The sequence below is a fragment of the Bradyrhizobium amphicarpaeae genome (genome assembly GCF_002266435.3).
GTDB lineage: Bacteria > Pseudomonadota > Alphaproteobacteria > Rhizobiales > Xanthobacteraceae > Bradyrhizobium > Bradyrhizobium amphicarpaeae.
Window position 1 is genome coordinate 1,642,342 of record NZ_CP029426.2, and the last position, 13,681, is coordinate 1,656,022.

The window sequence follows — 13,681 nt, forward strand, 5'->3', positions numbered from 1 at the left end:
GCGATCTCGGCAGCGCTCATCGCACGTAGCCGATTGAGATGCCAAGCGATGCTCATAGATGCCGCACCAACAAGGGAGCTTTGCCGCGCGCGGTTCTGTGGAGGCCGCTAACCTGAACAATCTCGATCGATATAGACGCGGGGATCTTGAGGCGGGCTTTCGCTAGGATCAATTTCTGTGTCTCTTCCGAGAAGCCCGTCTTTGGAATGATCCAGATTTCAACGTGATCTGCTCGACGCTGATGAAGCTGCATCTGCACTATGTTAGGTATACCCCGCGGGATATGGTTGATTCCGAGAATTCGGGTTCCGTCGGGGGCGAGGACAAACTCGTCCGATCGTCCGGCGATCCCAAGGAAGGGACGAAGCCCCAGCGCAATATCGTCGAGGGCCGGGCCAATCAGACCCTTTGGCAGCCGGGCATGATCGCCAGTACGATACCTGACCAGCGGCTGGGCATCGTTCCAGTAAGATGTTCCGATGACGTCATATAGGTCGTGATCCTCTTCCGAATGCGAATAAACAAGCTCCACACGCCCATAGAGTGGCATAAAGTAGTGATTTAAACCGTCAATCGAGTAAGACAGCGACACGCGTTCGGCTTGTCCATAATAATCGAGAACGGGGGTTCCGAAGGTCCTTTCGCCAAGACGGTGCACTTCATTTGAAAGGACCTCGGATGACGAAAGAACCATGTTCAGGCTAGCAATATTTGTCGCTTGTCCGTTGATCAAGCCACAAAGACTTTCCAGAGCGCTGGGATAAACCCAAAGAATGTTTGGCTTGAACTGAGCCAGCGCATCGCCATAAGCCGAAACCGTATTCGCATTCAGGTGCACGGCAGACATCGCCAGCATCATGCCATTGCGCTGAAGCTTCCAAAATGGTGGGGAAGTATCGGAAGGGTCTTTGATGTTGTCAGCGCGCAGCACCGCAATTCGTGCCCGGTACCATTCGACGCCTCCATGTTGTGCCACAAGATGATCAAGTGCGGCTTGCTCGAATACCACTGATTGCCAGGATCGGGTAAGGCCAACTGGAATGCCGGTTGAGCCGCCAGTCTCGGCCTTGCCCGCCGGCAGCAGCGACTTGCGGGTCATGGTCTCTGCACAGTCGCGCAGTGTGGCCTTCTCAAGTATCGGCCAGTCCTCATAGACACCGCGCAAGCCTTGAGCCCGTGCATAAGCCGTTTCGCGGGCAAGGCGGAGCGTGTGGGAAGTCAGGCGCGCGCGCGCAGCGCAGCGCTCGTCTGCAGTAGCATTCTGAGTGCGCCTCAACAGCTTGCGATAATGTCCGTAGAGAAGCGGCGTACGGCGAACTAAGATATCGCCGATCGAGGATGATTTCAAAAATGTCTTCAATGACATGTTGCGGTCTCGCGCCAGAGTGAGATTAGGCGGCGCGCGTAGGCGCCTATTTCGAGATGTTCCCGATGGAGGCGTACGGAGGCTTCGCTGAGCCGCTCGCGCAAAGCGCTATCGTCGATGAGCTGAGCGAGTGCCACCGTGAGCGCTTCGACGTCGCCCGGTGGCACAAGTAGACCGGTTTCGCCATGCTTGACGATGTCTGGTGTAGCTCCGACCGGAGTTGCTACAATGGCGAGGCCTGCCGCCATGCCCTCGATCACCGACATTGGCAAGTTCTCGGCAAAGGAGGGAAGAACGAGAACGTCGGAAGCTGCGATCCGCGTCGCTGTTTCGTCGGGGTCTAGCCAGCCCGGCACTTCGACGCGCCATTCGATTCCGGTGCGTGCAACGGCGCGCCGCGTTTCTTCGATTTCACCGTCGCCGGCAAGGACTGCACGCCAGCCCGCCTTATCGTTTAACCGCGACAAGGCCTGGATTAGGATCCGCGACCCCTTACGCTCGCCAAGCCGGCCGAGAAACAGAAGCCGGGTGACTCCATGCGGATCCGGTACGCGAACCCGGACGGGAGTCGGAACGGCATTCGGCAATACGGCAACCCGCTCTGGCAAAACGCTGAGCGTTTCGACTGCGAACGTACGCCAGATTTCACCTAGCACAATCACACGCGCGGCGTTGCGGAAAACACGCTTTATCAGGCGTTGACGCGAAGGGGAGAGACTGGCGTAAAATTGCTCGTATAGCGCCCCGTGCAGATGCACAGCGTAAGGAATGCCAAGAGCGCGGGCGACCAACATAACAGCAAGTTTGCGTGCCGTGCTGCCCGAACTAGCGACATTCACGTGGACGAGGTCGCAGCGCTTCATCAGTCTCAATCCGATCATACGCGAGAGAAACGCGCCAAGGTGCAGCGGCGCGATCCAGAGAGGTCCCCGCCCCCGCGTGGTGCCGAAGAGCACGCGCATTCCGCGCAGCGAAACGGTGTCAAGTTCGCTGCGTAACGCATCCATCAATCTGTCGATGCCTCCTTCGCCCCCCTTTCCAAGGGGCGTCGCGATAAGGATCGTCGGCGGTTTAAGGGGAACTCTGGACACGGTGCTTTCTTTCGTAATCCAAGCGCCAGATCCAATACCCCGCGAGCGCAATTCCGGCAGAACTGCTGCCTTTAGTAGTAAAGGCGATCGTAGCAAATGCTGCGAGTGTAAATGTCATAGCAAACAACAGACTGCGGCGCAGAGCTGGTGCTTGTAGAAATGTGAGACTAAGGCTGGCAAGGAGCGCCATTGGGTATCCAGCCGCGAACGTTATGAATACGAAAGAGTTTTCGATATACCGCCCACCGGTTGCGGATTTCGTCAGCTCCTCCATGCGGTCGTAACTGTCAATCCCCCACCAGAACTCATCACTTCTTAGCCAGTCGAGCGCGTCAAAGATGAATAAGCGTGACTGTGAGCTTTCTTCCCAGACGCCAAGAGAGAGAATGCGATCGAAAGCGCCGACGGAGTATGCAATCGTCACTACAATAGGAACAGCAAACAGCACACCAAAATCCAGGAAATAGTCGATCGCAGAGCGGCGCGGTAGGGTTGGTTTGATAACGTTCACAATGAAGATTGCCGCGGCAATGGCGAGCGGTCCCCGTACACCGCAAAGCGCCGTTCCTCCCAAAAATGCCAACATCAAAGGGCGTCTGGCAAAAGTGCCGACTGCGCCGCGCGTAAGAAGCAACATGGCGCAGCAAAAGAGAAGGCCAGCATTGATGGGATGGCCGAATAGCCCTGCGGGACGAAAGATCACCTCGACGAACTCGCGGGGAAGAATAGGCGTACGCAAGACGAATTCCAGTGCGACTAGCAAAACGTTCAAGGTGATGATCCAGACGAACAGGGCGATCGCGGCTCGCGCCTGTTCGAGGGGCAACCTACTGAGTGCCACGAGGAGGATCGCCGGCGTGATTTGTACATCAATCAGACTGGACATAACCGCGCCCTTGCCCTGTAATCCAAGAAGGACGCAGACGAACACAAATAAAAAGACAGCGTTCCGATAATGGGCATCCAGGCGGTTTGCCGCGGGAAATTGCAGGATATGTAAAAATAGGACAAGAGCGATCCAGGACGCGGGGTGGAACTTCATGAGAAAGTTTCCACCAGCCTGAGAGTAAGGGATGACTAGGTTTAGTATTGGCGCGCTGACCAGAAATATTAGCGCAACCATCGTTAGAACGAAGCCAAACCCGTTTCCGCGTCCACCCCGCACGGTGCCATCGTTCCTTGCCCTAAGGGACGCTGTTCGCATGTTCATGCCAACTTGGTTCGGGCTTCAAAGAGGTTAGTTGTGAGCATGAGAGTCTCGCGCGCGGTCCTCTCCCATGAGTAAAGTTTCGCATTGGCAAGAGCCGCTTCACTCAGCTTTTCTCGCAAGCGAGGGCTACAGCGAAGCTTGTGCATTGCCTCCAACAATCCTTTTGGTTGGTTAGGATCGAAGAACAAAGCGCCTTCGCCCGCAACTTCGCGCAAGACCGGAATGTCCGAAGCGATAACGGGTGTTCCGAGCGCTTGGGCTTCAAGTACTGGGAGACAAAACCCTTCTTTCCAAGATGAGACAATCAGTGCACTTGCTCGCTGGTAGGCCTTCTTTAGCTCATCTTCGGAGACGGCACCGGCAGCGAGGAATTCCTTGGGCATCTCACCGCGCGCACTGTATTTGGCAAGTATGCCATGTGAATCGCGGCCGATCCAGCGCACTGTAAGACGCTCTCCGCTTTCTTCTGCTTGTTTGAGGGCGGAGAGAAGGCATTCGACATTTTTTGTCGGCTGGATATTTGCGACATAAAGAAAATGCCCACGTTCATCGGGTCGCTGCGGAGACTCTGGCGCAAATTTTGACGCCTCCTTGATGGTTACCATCCGTTTCTTTGCAAAAGATATTGCCGCGGCCGCTTCGTCACGCGTAGCGTCCGAGACACAGACGATCCGCCGCGAAACTAGCGCAAACCATCGCCACATTAGATTTGCATACGCGACTGTGCGCAGAGGCCGACTCGCACGGTCGAGATCGTATAGATCATGGATGGTGATGAATTGCTCGACAAGGGGCAATACGCTGCCGGAGGGCGCTGTGCTGAGGTAGGCGCCACACCCGTTACGCAGCGCGATAAAGTTGCCGAATGTATGAATGAGCGGAGCGTATATCTTATAAGGAAGAAAGCGCGGCTTTTTCGGCAACTCGATCCAGCGGATACTGTTGTGCGCTCGAGCCTTCGGCAATGTGGCGGGTGAGCTGTTCGTAAATGCGAACAGCGTCTCTCCGGCGGTGCTGCGCGCAAGCGCGTCCATTAGGCTGTCTGTATAGCTCGACAGACCAGTAATTCGATCGGGGTCGGACGTCACGAACGACACCGCGAGCGAATTATTGCGAGTGCCCATAGCGGAGTTGGCAAGGGCCAGAGAGGCTGTGATAGCTACTATGGCTATCAATACCTGCAGTAGTAAGACAGCAAGAGGCGGCGCTGCGGAAAGGGTGACCTTGATAAGTTCGCTCGCAGCGAACGCCGCAAGGCCAGTCCCAGAGGCTAGCCCGATGGCGCGCCACGGCACCGGGATTGGCATTAAACGCGTCGAAATCGCTATAGTGACGCCAAGCACGGTTGCAGCTCCGATCGCATAGGTAAGCGCGGCGCCGAATAGTGGCCAATAAGGCATAACAACCATGGCAGTGGCGCCACCCGTAAGAGTGCCTGCAATAAGCGGTGGCAGCTGCAAAAAGTTGCGTAGGTGGAGATGAAAGACATTGTCATAGACAAAGTACTTAAGGTTCAGCATCACCGCGCCGACGGCGATAATAGGCACTGCGACATGAAAACTTTCGTGATAGGCGAGAGGGAACAGCGCAAGCGCGATGACGTCGCGTGATGACAGCAGCATTGCGGTTGCAGGCAGGGCAACGGCTAGGATGAAGCCTAGCTGGCGCCGCAGGAAGGGCTGCGCCTCGGCTCCGCGGCCTTCATTTGCTAGTACCGAAAGCTGTACGAAGCCGCCGATGTTGAAGGCGTGGGCAACGATGTCGAAGCCACTACGGGCGACTGCGAAGGCAGCAGCATAAATCCCGAGCGTCGCAGCGTCTTGAAATGTCTTTAGAACTAGCTTGTCTAGGCTAGCTACGGCTTGCCCGATCAAGGCGAGAATCAGCAAGCGCGCTGCAAAGATGCGGAGCGCTGGCCAATCTGCCCGGTCAACTAGTGCGGGCCGTGTTTGCCGCAGCCCGCTTGCGAGCGAAATCGCGCCGACAACGAGGTTGGCGCCAGCACCGGCGATGATCGCAGGAAGAAAGTCTGCGTAAAACACCATGGCGGCCACGCTTGCACCAAAAGCGAAGATGGCTCGTATTGACTCGAGAACGGAAGCGCGCCTCGCCTCTCCCGACGCTTGGTTGAGCGCTAGTCCGAAGCGAGCCAGCGCTGCCGCACCTATGTACGCCGCAACTGCAATAGAAACGCGCCTCCCCTCTTCGGGAGCGAGTGCGCTTGCCGCCACCGACGCGACAAGAACCGCCAAAATGGTGGAGCCACCGGCAATGGCCAGCATTTTTAAGCCAAAAGTGCGGGACACGCCACCATTCGTCGCACCAAATCTCGTGAGCGCGATCCGAGTCCCGTTCGTAAGAGCGACATCGGCGAATTCGCCGATAATAGAGACCAAAGAGAAATAGCCGAAAGTTTCCGGCGTCAGCAGTCGCGTGCCAACTAGAATTGTCAAGAAAGCGACGACTCTAGGAAAAAGTGTGCTTGGGAGGTAGGTAACAAAAGACTTGATCATGCACGCCCTTGTAGCGATTCGCGCATATCGGCGTACGTCCTTAGAAAATGGATCTGATATGTTTTCTCGAAGGCGGGCGTGCCAAAAGCAGGGCCGCCCAAGCCGAAGGTCGTGACTAAGCGATTTAAGATGAGTGCACTCTCTGGCAATTCACGTGCCCCCTCGTTTCATTCCGTTCACGAGCGCGCTGAGAAATCGCCTTTCGAACCATTACGTTCTGCAGCACGACGGTATGCGGCGATCAGCTTCGGCACCTCGAAATTCCATGCTAGTTCCTGTTCGACCCTGCGACGGCCGATGGCTCCCATTGTGGCTCGGCGCTCCGGATCGGTGAGGAGCTCCTCTATCTTGTCGGCAAAATCGATGGGATCGTTTGCGCGCGCGTATAATGATGCATCTTGGGCCGACCTGCGACCCTCCGTGACGTCGAATTGAACGATCGGTTTGCCGAAGGCCATGTATTCGAGGATTTTGTTCATGGTTGATTTGTCGTTCATGGGATTGACTCGGTCAGGATTGACGCACACATCGGCGCTTGACAACACCCGGAATAGAAGCTCGTCGGGAGCTCGCCCAGTAAACGTTACGTGCTCTTCGAGACCCATCTGGCGACTCAATTCTTTCAGGCTCTCAAGGCTAGGACCGCCGCCGACGAGAATGAACTTGATATCGAAGCGTCCTTTTACCTCGACAAGATGATGAACGGCGCTGAGCAGAAGGTCGATGCCCTCCTGCTCTCCCATGACCCCGACATAACCGACAAGGAAGCGATGTCCTTCGACCAATGATTGGTCGGGCGCAACAGGCTGAACGCGTGAGAGATCCGGCCCGGAGCGAACGACGAACACGTCCTCCGCATTGCGCCCACCACGCCTTCGCGCAATAGCCTTATAGCTCTCGTTGGTTGAAATTACCACGTCGGCCGTCTTGAACGTCAGCCATTCCATGAGACACAGGCAGCGCCACAAAAGTCCACGCTTCTTGAATTTCGCTTCAAATAATTCGGGATTGATGTCGTGATGGTCGAAGATGAACCGCTTGCCAATTAGCTTGAACGGCAATGCCACCAAGAAGATGAGGTCGGGCGGATTGCAGGCATGAATGGTATCGAATCCGTGGCGAAACAGAATCTTCCAGGCAAGCCAGGTCTCATGGATGAGCGCGGTGGCGTATTCGAGGAGAAAGCCCTTTAATCCAGTTGCCTCGACCGGAAGCGGATGGCGGAATATGCGAATGCCCTCAAGCACGACCTCGCGCTGCTCATAGCCCTTACCAGTTGGGCTGATGATCGACACTTCAGCACCGGCATCGCGAAGCGCACGCGCCTCTTGCCAGACGCGCCGATCGAAAGGTATTGGCAGGTTCTCGACAACGATCAAAACCTTGCGTCCGGCAAGCGCATAGGACAGCTCCGCCTCAATTTGAGGAAGGGATCGTTCTGTCCCCGTCGGTAAGGCCGCCGAAATATCAAGCAGCGTGTTCGACATGATGTTCAGATCCTGTCTTTGCGAGATTGGTCAGGTCCACAAGATCCTGATTCGCCGGCAGCCGAAGCTGGGACGCTGTTCCGTTTGCGGCGATGACCCGGTCGAAGTGCCGCGTTTCGGCTTCATCTCGGCTAACGAGAAGCGACGCGAGTTGTGGAAGATGTGACCAAGCGTAGCCGAGGTTAGCGCCGACAAGCTTGTGCGCGTCCACTGTTGGGTCAAAGATGGCAAGACGGTAGCCACCACGCAGCAACGCGCGAGCCAGATCGACGTTCGGACTCTCGCGGAGATCGTCAGTCCCGGTTTTGAAAGCGACGCCTGCAAGTAGGATCGAAGCGCCTGGCGGAAGACCGTCGGTTGCAAGCTGCAAGAGGCGGAACTTGTGTGCCTCGTTAGAGCGCATCAACGAATCGATCAGGGGAGTGTTAGCACCGCAGTCGGCTGAGATGCTTTGCAATGCCCGTACATCTTTCGGCAAGCAGGAGCCACCGAAGGCGCCACCAGGCCGCAAGTAATATGCGGAGAGATTTAGTTTGGTGTCGGAGATGAAGATCTTATGAGCCGTTTCGGGATTGACACCAAGCTGCAGGCACAGGCGGCCAATCTCATTCGCAAAGCTGACCTTTACAGCGTGCCAAGTATTGTCGACTAATTTTGTGATTTCCGCCTCTGCAAAGTGCGTGACGAATCGCGGCGCCTTGATGCGCGCGTAAAGCGCTTCCATAGCGTTGCTAGACTGTCCATTGGACGTGCCGATCACGATCTTGGGCGGCGCAAAATAGTCTGCAATGGCAGATGACTCGCGCAAGAATTCGGGATTGTAGACGAGCTCTACTGCATTATTAAAGTGAGGGCCAAGCGCAGCCTGAAAAATCGGCGCGACCAACTCTTCCATTGTACCAGGCCTAACCGTGGATCGATAGACGACGGCTAGAGGCGTTGCACGGTTGTGGTCGACATGAGCGGCGATTTGACGGGATACTTCCGCGATGAAACGCATATCATGCGCCCCATCCACACCACTAGGTGTTCCCACGCAGACAATTGCTGCTTCGCGGTCAGCAAGTCGCGCCCCGATCTCTGTGTACGCAGATATCAGCCCGGCGCTTATTCCGTTGCGAAGCAAATCATCAAGGCCAGGTTCGATGATTGGGCAAATGCCCATATTGATATTTTGTACTTTCGTGGCGCTTACGTCGAATCCCAAAACGCTGTGCCCCTCCTTTGATAAGCAACAAGCAGCAGTCAGCCCGACGTAACCAAGACCAAAAATAGCAACTTTCATTTCACTTTTCCTGTGCCCAAGAACTGCCCAACTGCTTTCTCTTCCATTAGCGCCGAGCTCAAGATCTCGTGTAGAATCGACCGCACGCCTATTAGCCGCACTTGTTACAATGAGGTCGTCGCTTAGCAGGCGCGACACAACTCTTTCGAGAGCATAAACAGCTGGATGATCGTAGAGGTGGATAGGTAAGATCGGCTGTTGTTGAATGGAGACCTATGAATCCCTAATTGCCTTGGAAGCAAGCGCGCAGTCAACGGCGGCACATTTTTAGTAGGCGCTGTGCTGTCGAAAGCCTACGAGAGTTGTTCTTAAGAGAATTCTGAAGTCTAAGGCGATACTCCAGTTGTTGATATACCAAAGATCATACTCCACTCGCTTCTTCATTAGTTCGAGCGCACGGGTTTCTCCTCGATAACCATTAACTTGGGCCCATCCTGTGATTCCAGGTTTGACGTGATGGCGGAAGGCGTAGTTGCCGATGATCTGCTCATACTCGTCGTTGTGGGCGGCCGCGTGCGGGCGGGGGCCGACCAGTGACATGTCTCCCTTGAGCACGTTGAAGAGCTGCGGCAGCTCGTCGATCGAGGTCTTGCGCAGCCATTTGCCGATCGGCGTGACGCGCGGGTCGTTCTTCTGCGCCTGTCGGATCGTCGGGCCGTCCTCCAGCACGCGCATGGTACGGAACTTGAAGATTTTGAACGCGCGCCCGCCGAAGCCGTGTCGGGTCTGCCGGAAGAAAACCGGGCCCTTCGAGCTGAGCTTGATCAGGATCGCGGTCACCAGCATCACCGGCGCGAACACGAACAGTGCAACGCTGGCGCCGACAAGGTCGAGCGTCCGCTTGAGCGCGCGCTCCTTCCAGGACAGCGGCGCTCGGCGCAACTCGGCGGTGAAAGTGTTGCCGGTGGAGACCAGGGGATAGCGCAGGAACCGCGCTGCGTTGGGGTCCGGCACCAGATGCACGGGGATGGGCAGGATCTTCAGCGCATCCAGAATGCTGTCGATCGCGTGCTGCCGGCTCCAGTTCATCAGCAGGAAGACGTGCTCGACCCGGTTCTCGCGCGCGTAAGCGATCAGCTCCTCGAAGCGCGGCGCCAGCTGCGACAGCAGCAGCGGCGAAGCGAGGTCCTTGGGCCGGATCTCCATCACCTGCATCAGGCGGTAGCCGTGCTGGCCGAGGTCGTCCACCGTATTGGACGCGGTGGCAAGGCCGAACTCGGCGATCATGATCGCCCGGCCATTGGCGAAGGCGCCGGTGCGTAAGGCACGCGCCGTCCACCGCGCCGCTACGATCTTCCAGGCGAGCAGGACGGCGAGGCCGACCAGATAGAACGAGATCGTGGTGCCGCGGGAGAACTCCTCGCTGACCTTCATGGTGAACGCGATCGCCAGCAGCGCACCGAACAGGCCGGTCCACGTCGTCAGCGCCATCCGGAACGTGCGGGGCAGGTTCGTGATGTTCTTCAGCCGGTAGCCGTGCTGCACCGTTGTCAGCAGCACGAAATTGATCGCCACCAGCGCGCTCGCCGCCGCATACACATCGGTCTTGCCGAGCGTGCCCGCGGTGGCGACGTGATACCCGACCGCGCAGCCGATGCCACTGACCACGACGAGCACCGCATCGACCACCAAAATGGCCCGCTCGACAACCACAGGGCGCATCAAACTTGCTGCAAAACCTTTAGTCGGCAGCTTCGACTCGATCACACCACTTTTCGCCGTAGAATCAGCGATAGGCACCGGCCGTGTGGAAATAATCGTCATTCTGCTAAACCCATCGACGCGAAATTCGTTTACCCGAATAAGCCGTGCTATCGGTCAAAATCGCTGTTAAAACAAGGCTAACGAAAAATTAACCTTACCCCCAAGCTGCATTGTAGCTCATCTCGCCTCGACTGATATGTTAAATTTCACAGCCTCTTAGGATGTTCTCTTGCCACGAACGCAGTCCCGGCGGCGAACCCGGTCGAGAGGGAAGCACAGCTTCGCCATTGGCCTTGCTGCCTTGGCCTTGGTCGGAACCGCGCTCCTCCTTCTTCGCCCGGATGCGGCTCCAATACAGGCTACGGCGGCTCCAACGGCCGCCGCACTCAAGTTCCTGTTGGACGGGCCATATGGGGCGCGCTTTGCCGGCGAACTCTTCGCGTTGAGACAGGGTTATTTCTCGTCCCGCATCGAGTTGGCGACCCAACCCGACCCAGACTTCGTTCAAACTGTTGCACGTCAACATGCCATCGGCGTGACGAGCGGCCAGAAGTTCTTGCTGGCCACCTGGCGCGGCGTTCCCGTGACGGCGTTCGCAGCAAGCTTCCTCGATACCTCCGTCGCGATCTTCACGCTCGAAAGCTCGGGCTTGCGACGGCCGGTTGATCTGGTCGGAAAGCGGGTCGGGTACCGCCGGGGGAGTGAAGGAGACGTCGTGTTCGATGCCATGATGGCGCAGCTCGGGCTTCCCCGCAGCCAGATCACCAAGGTCCCCGACCGCGACAACTTCGAAGCTCTGCGGGGCGGGCAGGTGGATGCCCTCATCGCCGCAATCGACGAGCAACCGGATCCCTCCAGTTCGACCTTTACGAAGTTGAATGTCATCAAACCGCAAGACTACGGTATCCATGTTCCTGGCTTGGTCTACTTCGCTAGCAATGCTCTCGTCCATGAACAGCCATCCATGATCGCCGATGTCCTTCAGGGTCTCATTCGAGGATGGCAATTCACCTACGCCAACTACGCACGGAGCGTGCCCGTTATCGCCGGCGCCGGCTCGGCCAGGTTGAACCCCGAGCGACTCAAATTCGAGTTGCAGCAGCAGCGCCCGCTGGTGCTCCCGACGGGCGGCCGCATCGGCGACTACGACGAAAGCCGCTGGCGGACGCTTCGGGATATCCTGCTCTTCGCCAAGCTCGGCGAGGAAGTCGTGCCTTTGGCTCAGACGGTCAACTACCAGTTCCTTCGGGATGTCTACCGCCGATCGCCTGATCTCGCTGCCCCGGGGGCATGGAGCGAGGAAAAATAGGACCAAGAAGCCACACTTGCGCGCCATATCGTCCCAAAGGCCCCCCGTCGCCTCGGCATTAGTTGCATTTGAGCTGATCGCCTTGGTAAACTTCGGTTCACTATTTGGGCTAGTCGCGGAGTGGTCTTGCGAACCGGCGACGTCGATCGGCTGGGATCTGACAAGCGCGGTTGGGGATCAACTCCTCAGGGGCAAGGAGCTATTTTTGGATGTTTAGGACGTTGATCCGTGCAGGCCTTGTGGCCGCGACTGTTACGTTCTGCGCGGCGAGCGGAGCGAACGCAGCGATGCAGATGCCCGTGCCGGTCGCCGCCCTGCTGACGGGCGAAAGCCAGGCGACGCCAGTGACGTTTTGGGCGCAGCCGTATCCTTACCGCTACGCGCCGTGGCGCCGTTGCCCCTTGGTGCGTGTCGAGACGCCGTATGGCTGGTACATGGATCGCATCTGCGCGCCTGTCGGACCCGTGCTGCGGCGAGCTTACTGAGCCAGAACTGATCACCGCATCATTGCTCCTCAATGAAGTCGTGCCGACTACGCAGGGCTTTACGCGTGTTCAGCACGTAGGTTTGCTCCTTACTGTTCTTTGCGCATAGCGAGCTAGGGCTGTGCAATCGGCGAGAGGGGGGATCGCCTGAATTGCTCCGTTCTCCTATATTCAGGGGCGAGATCGGTATCCTATTTTCATCGCCCCGGTAGCGCGGCAACGGTCTGCATGTATTATGCATCTGATGCTCCGGCAATTGTGAGCTCTTCACTTCGCTCAATAATCAAAGGGGCTAACGCCCGCCAACTTACATAAAGACAGATCAATCAAACCTTGTGACCGGCTACATACACGGCTGGAAACAGAAGCCCTCCAGCGCCGCTTTGACCCAATACCTCAACAAGGTTAGCCTTTCTGGCATAGAGTGCTTTATAGTAGCGCTTGGTCACTGCTGATGAGTCTCCGAACGCTGTATGGCAAAGGCTCAAAAGGTCTCGCTCAGTAAATCCCGCATGAGCCCCCGCTTCGTTTGACCAGCGGCCTGTCGCTCGCATCCTGTAATCCGCCAAATTCCATTTGATCTTGTTGTTCAGTGAGGTAGGCGAATTTAGATAGCCGACGACTCGCGACTTGTTGGGCGTTCCGATCAAATAGGAACCGTTAGGCTTTAGGACCCTTGCCATCTCCGATAGCGCTGCTTTGTGATCTGGAATATGCTCTAGAGCGTGAAATGAATAGACAAAATCGAAGGATGCGTCGGGGAAATCAAGTTGTTGAGCATCCATTATTTTTAGCTCAGCTGGTGCACTCCCGTCCCGGTCAAACTGAAACTGCTCACCGATGTCAATGCCTATCGTGCTCGCGTTCAAGGAGCGGGCAAGAACACCCGCCTCTCGTCCGTCCCCACAGCCGACTACAAGAATACTTGGAGAAATACAATCAATGAGGTCGCGCACGATAGCAACTAGGGCTCTCGTCTTATTATCCTTTACTTCCTTCAACGCAGCGTCTGCCAAAGCGCCTTCTCCCGATAAGAGACTATCGATCTAATATACCGGATGCCCTGTAAATTGCGACGCATCGCCCTCACAGGATGTCGATCAACCTTAACGGCCGCGCCGCCTTGTCCCAACAGCAAACTCGGGCAGAGCGATAATAAGGGCCTCATCTTTGCCGGGCAATAAACAGTCATCCGTGAAGAATTCCCAAGTCGTTGATTTGGAATCCAGGA

At 56.7% G+C, this 13,681-nt stretch carries 10 protein-coding genes; 2 read left to right on the forward strand and 8 right to left on the reverse strand.

The genetic code is table 11. The features are described 5' to 3' along the window. Window positions 1-52: 52 nt before the first annotated feature. From CIT40_RS07950 to CIT40_RS07980, 7 genes are all read right to left on the reverse strand, one after another. Window positions 53-1,366: a phenylacetate--CoA ligase family protein gene (locus tag CIT40_RS07950; protein WP_109862215.1), complete on the reverse strand. Its 1,314-nt coding sequence runs from the start codon at window positions 1,364-1,366 to the stop codon at window positions 53-55. Continuing rightward, window positions 1,357-2,457 (reverse strand): glycosyltransferase family 4 protein, encoded by a 1,101-nt coding sequence (locus CIT40_RS07955; protein ID WP_148667182.1) that lies wholly within the window; start codon window positions 2,455-2,457, stop codon window positions 1,357-1,359. Before CIT40_RS07955 ends, CIT40_RS07950 begins: the two co-directional genes overlap by 10 nt. Then, complete coding sequence (locus CIT40_RS07960) at window positions 2,438-3,499, reverse strand: hypothetical protein (protein ID WP_148667183.1); 1,062 nt, start codon at window positions 3,497-3,499, stop codon at window positions 2,438-2,440. Before CIT40_RS07960 ends, CIT40_RS07955 begins: the two co-directional genes overlap by 20 nt. A gap of 164 nt (window positions 3,500-3,663) precedes the next feature. Then, window positions 3,664-6,180: a glycosyltransferase gene (locus CIT40_RS07965; protein WP_094895330.1), complete on the reverse strand. Its 2,517-nt coding sequence runs from the start codon at window positions 6,178-6,180 to the stop codon at window positions 3,664-3,666. Between the two features lie 176 nt (window positions 6,181-6,356). Continuing rightward, window positions 6,357-7,667 (reverse strand): glycosyltransferase family 4 protein, encoded by a 1,311-nt coding sequence (locus CIT40_RS07970; RefSeq protein ID WP_094895331.1) that lies wholly within the window; start codon window positions 7,665-7,667, stop codon window positions 6,357-6,359. Beyond that, a complete protein-coding gene (locus tag CIT40_RS07975; protein WP_094895332.1) occupies window positions 7,648-8,952 on the reverse strand; it encodes a nucleotide sugar dehydrogenase in 1,305 nt (434 codons plus the stop codon). Before CIT40_RS07975 ends, CIT40_RS07970 begins: the two co-directional genes overlap by 20 nt. A 267-nt stretch (window positions 8,953-9,219) precedes the next feature. Continuing rightward, on the reverse strand, window positions 9,220-10,716 hold the full coding sequence (locus CIT40_RS07980; protein WP_244611933.1) for an undecaprenyl-phosphate glucose phosphotransferase: 1,497 nt from the start codon (window positions 10,714-10,716) through the stop codon (window positions 9,220-9,222). A gap of 337 nt (window positions 10,717-11,053) precedes the next feature. Here CIT40_RS07980 and CIT40_RS07985 point away from each other — a divergent pair, with 337 nt between their 5' ends. After that, complete coding sequence (locus CIT40_RS07985) at window positions 11,054-11,965, forward strand: ABC transporter substrate-binding protein (protein ID WP_244611934.1); 912 nt, start codon at window positions 11,054-11,056, stop codon at window positions 11,963-11,965. A 209-nt stretch (window positions 11,966-12,174) separates the two neighbouring features. After that, window positions 12,175-12,450, forward strand: coding sequence for a hypothetical protein (locus tag CIT40_RS07990; RefSeq protein WP_244611935.1), 276 nt, complete (start codon window positions 12,175-12,177; stop codon window positions 12,448-12,450). A gap of 326 nt (window positions 12,451-12,776) precedes the next feature. On the opposite strand, the gene CIT40_RS07995 is transcribed toward CIT40_RS07990, so the two are convergent. Then, on the reverse strand, window positions 12,777-13,466 hold the full coding sequence (locus tag CIT40_RS07995; protein ID WP_162307400.1) for a class I SAM-dependent methyltransferase: 690 nt from the start codon (window positions 13,464-13,466) through the stop codon (window positions 12,777-12,779). Between the last annotated feature and the right edge of the window lie 215 nt (window positions 13,467-13,681).

Bases quoted from the DNA above. Each gene is read 5' to 3' on its own strand.
- CIT40_RS07950 (WP_109862215.1), bottom strand. From the start codon at position 1,366: ATGTCATTGAAGACATTTTTGAAATCATCCTCGATCGGCGATATCTTA.
- CIT40_RS07960 (WP_148667183.1), bottom strand. From the start codon at position 3,499: ATGAAGTTCCACCCCGCGTCCTGGATCGCTCTTGTCCTATTTTTACAT.
- CIT40_RS07965 (WP_094895330.1), bottom strand. From the start codon at position 6,180: ATGATCAAGTCTTTTGTTACCTACCTCCCAAGCACACTTTTTCCTAGA.
- CIT40_RS07970 (WP_094895331.1), bottom strand. From the start codon at position 7,667: ATGTCGAACACGCTGCTTGATATTTCGGCGGCCTTACCGACGGGGACA.
- CIT40_RS07975 (WP_094895332.1), bottom strand. From the start codon at position 8,952: ATGAAAGTTGCTATTTTTGGTCTTGGTTACGTCGGGCTGACTGCTGCT.
- CIT40_RS07980 (WP_244611933.1), bottom strand. From the start codon at position 10,716: ATGACGATTATTTCCACACGGCCGGTGCCTATCGCTGATTCTACGGCG.
- CIT40_RS07990 (WP_244611935.1), top strand. From the start codon at position 12,175: ATGTTTAGGACGTTGATCCGTGCAGGCCTTGTGGCCGCGACTGTTACG.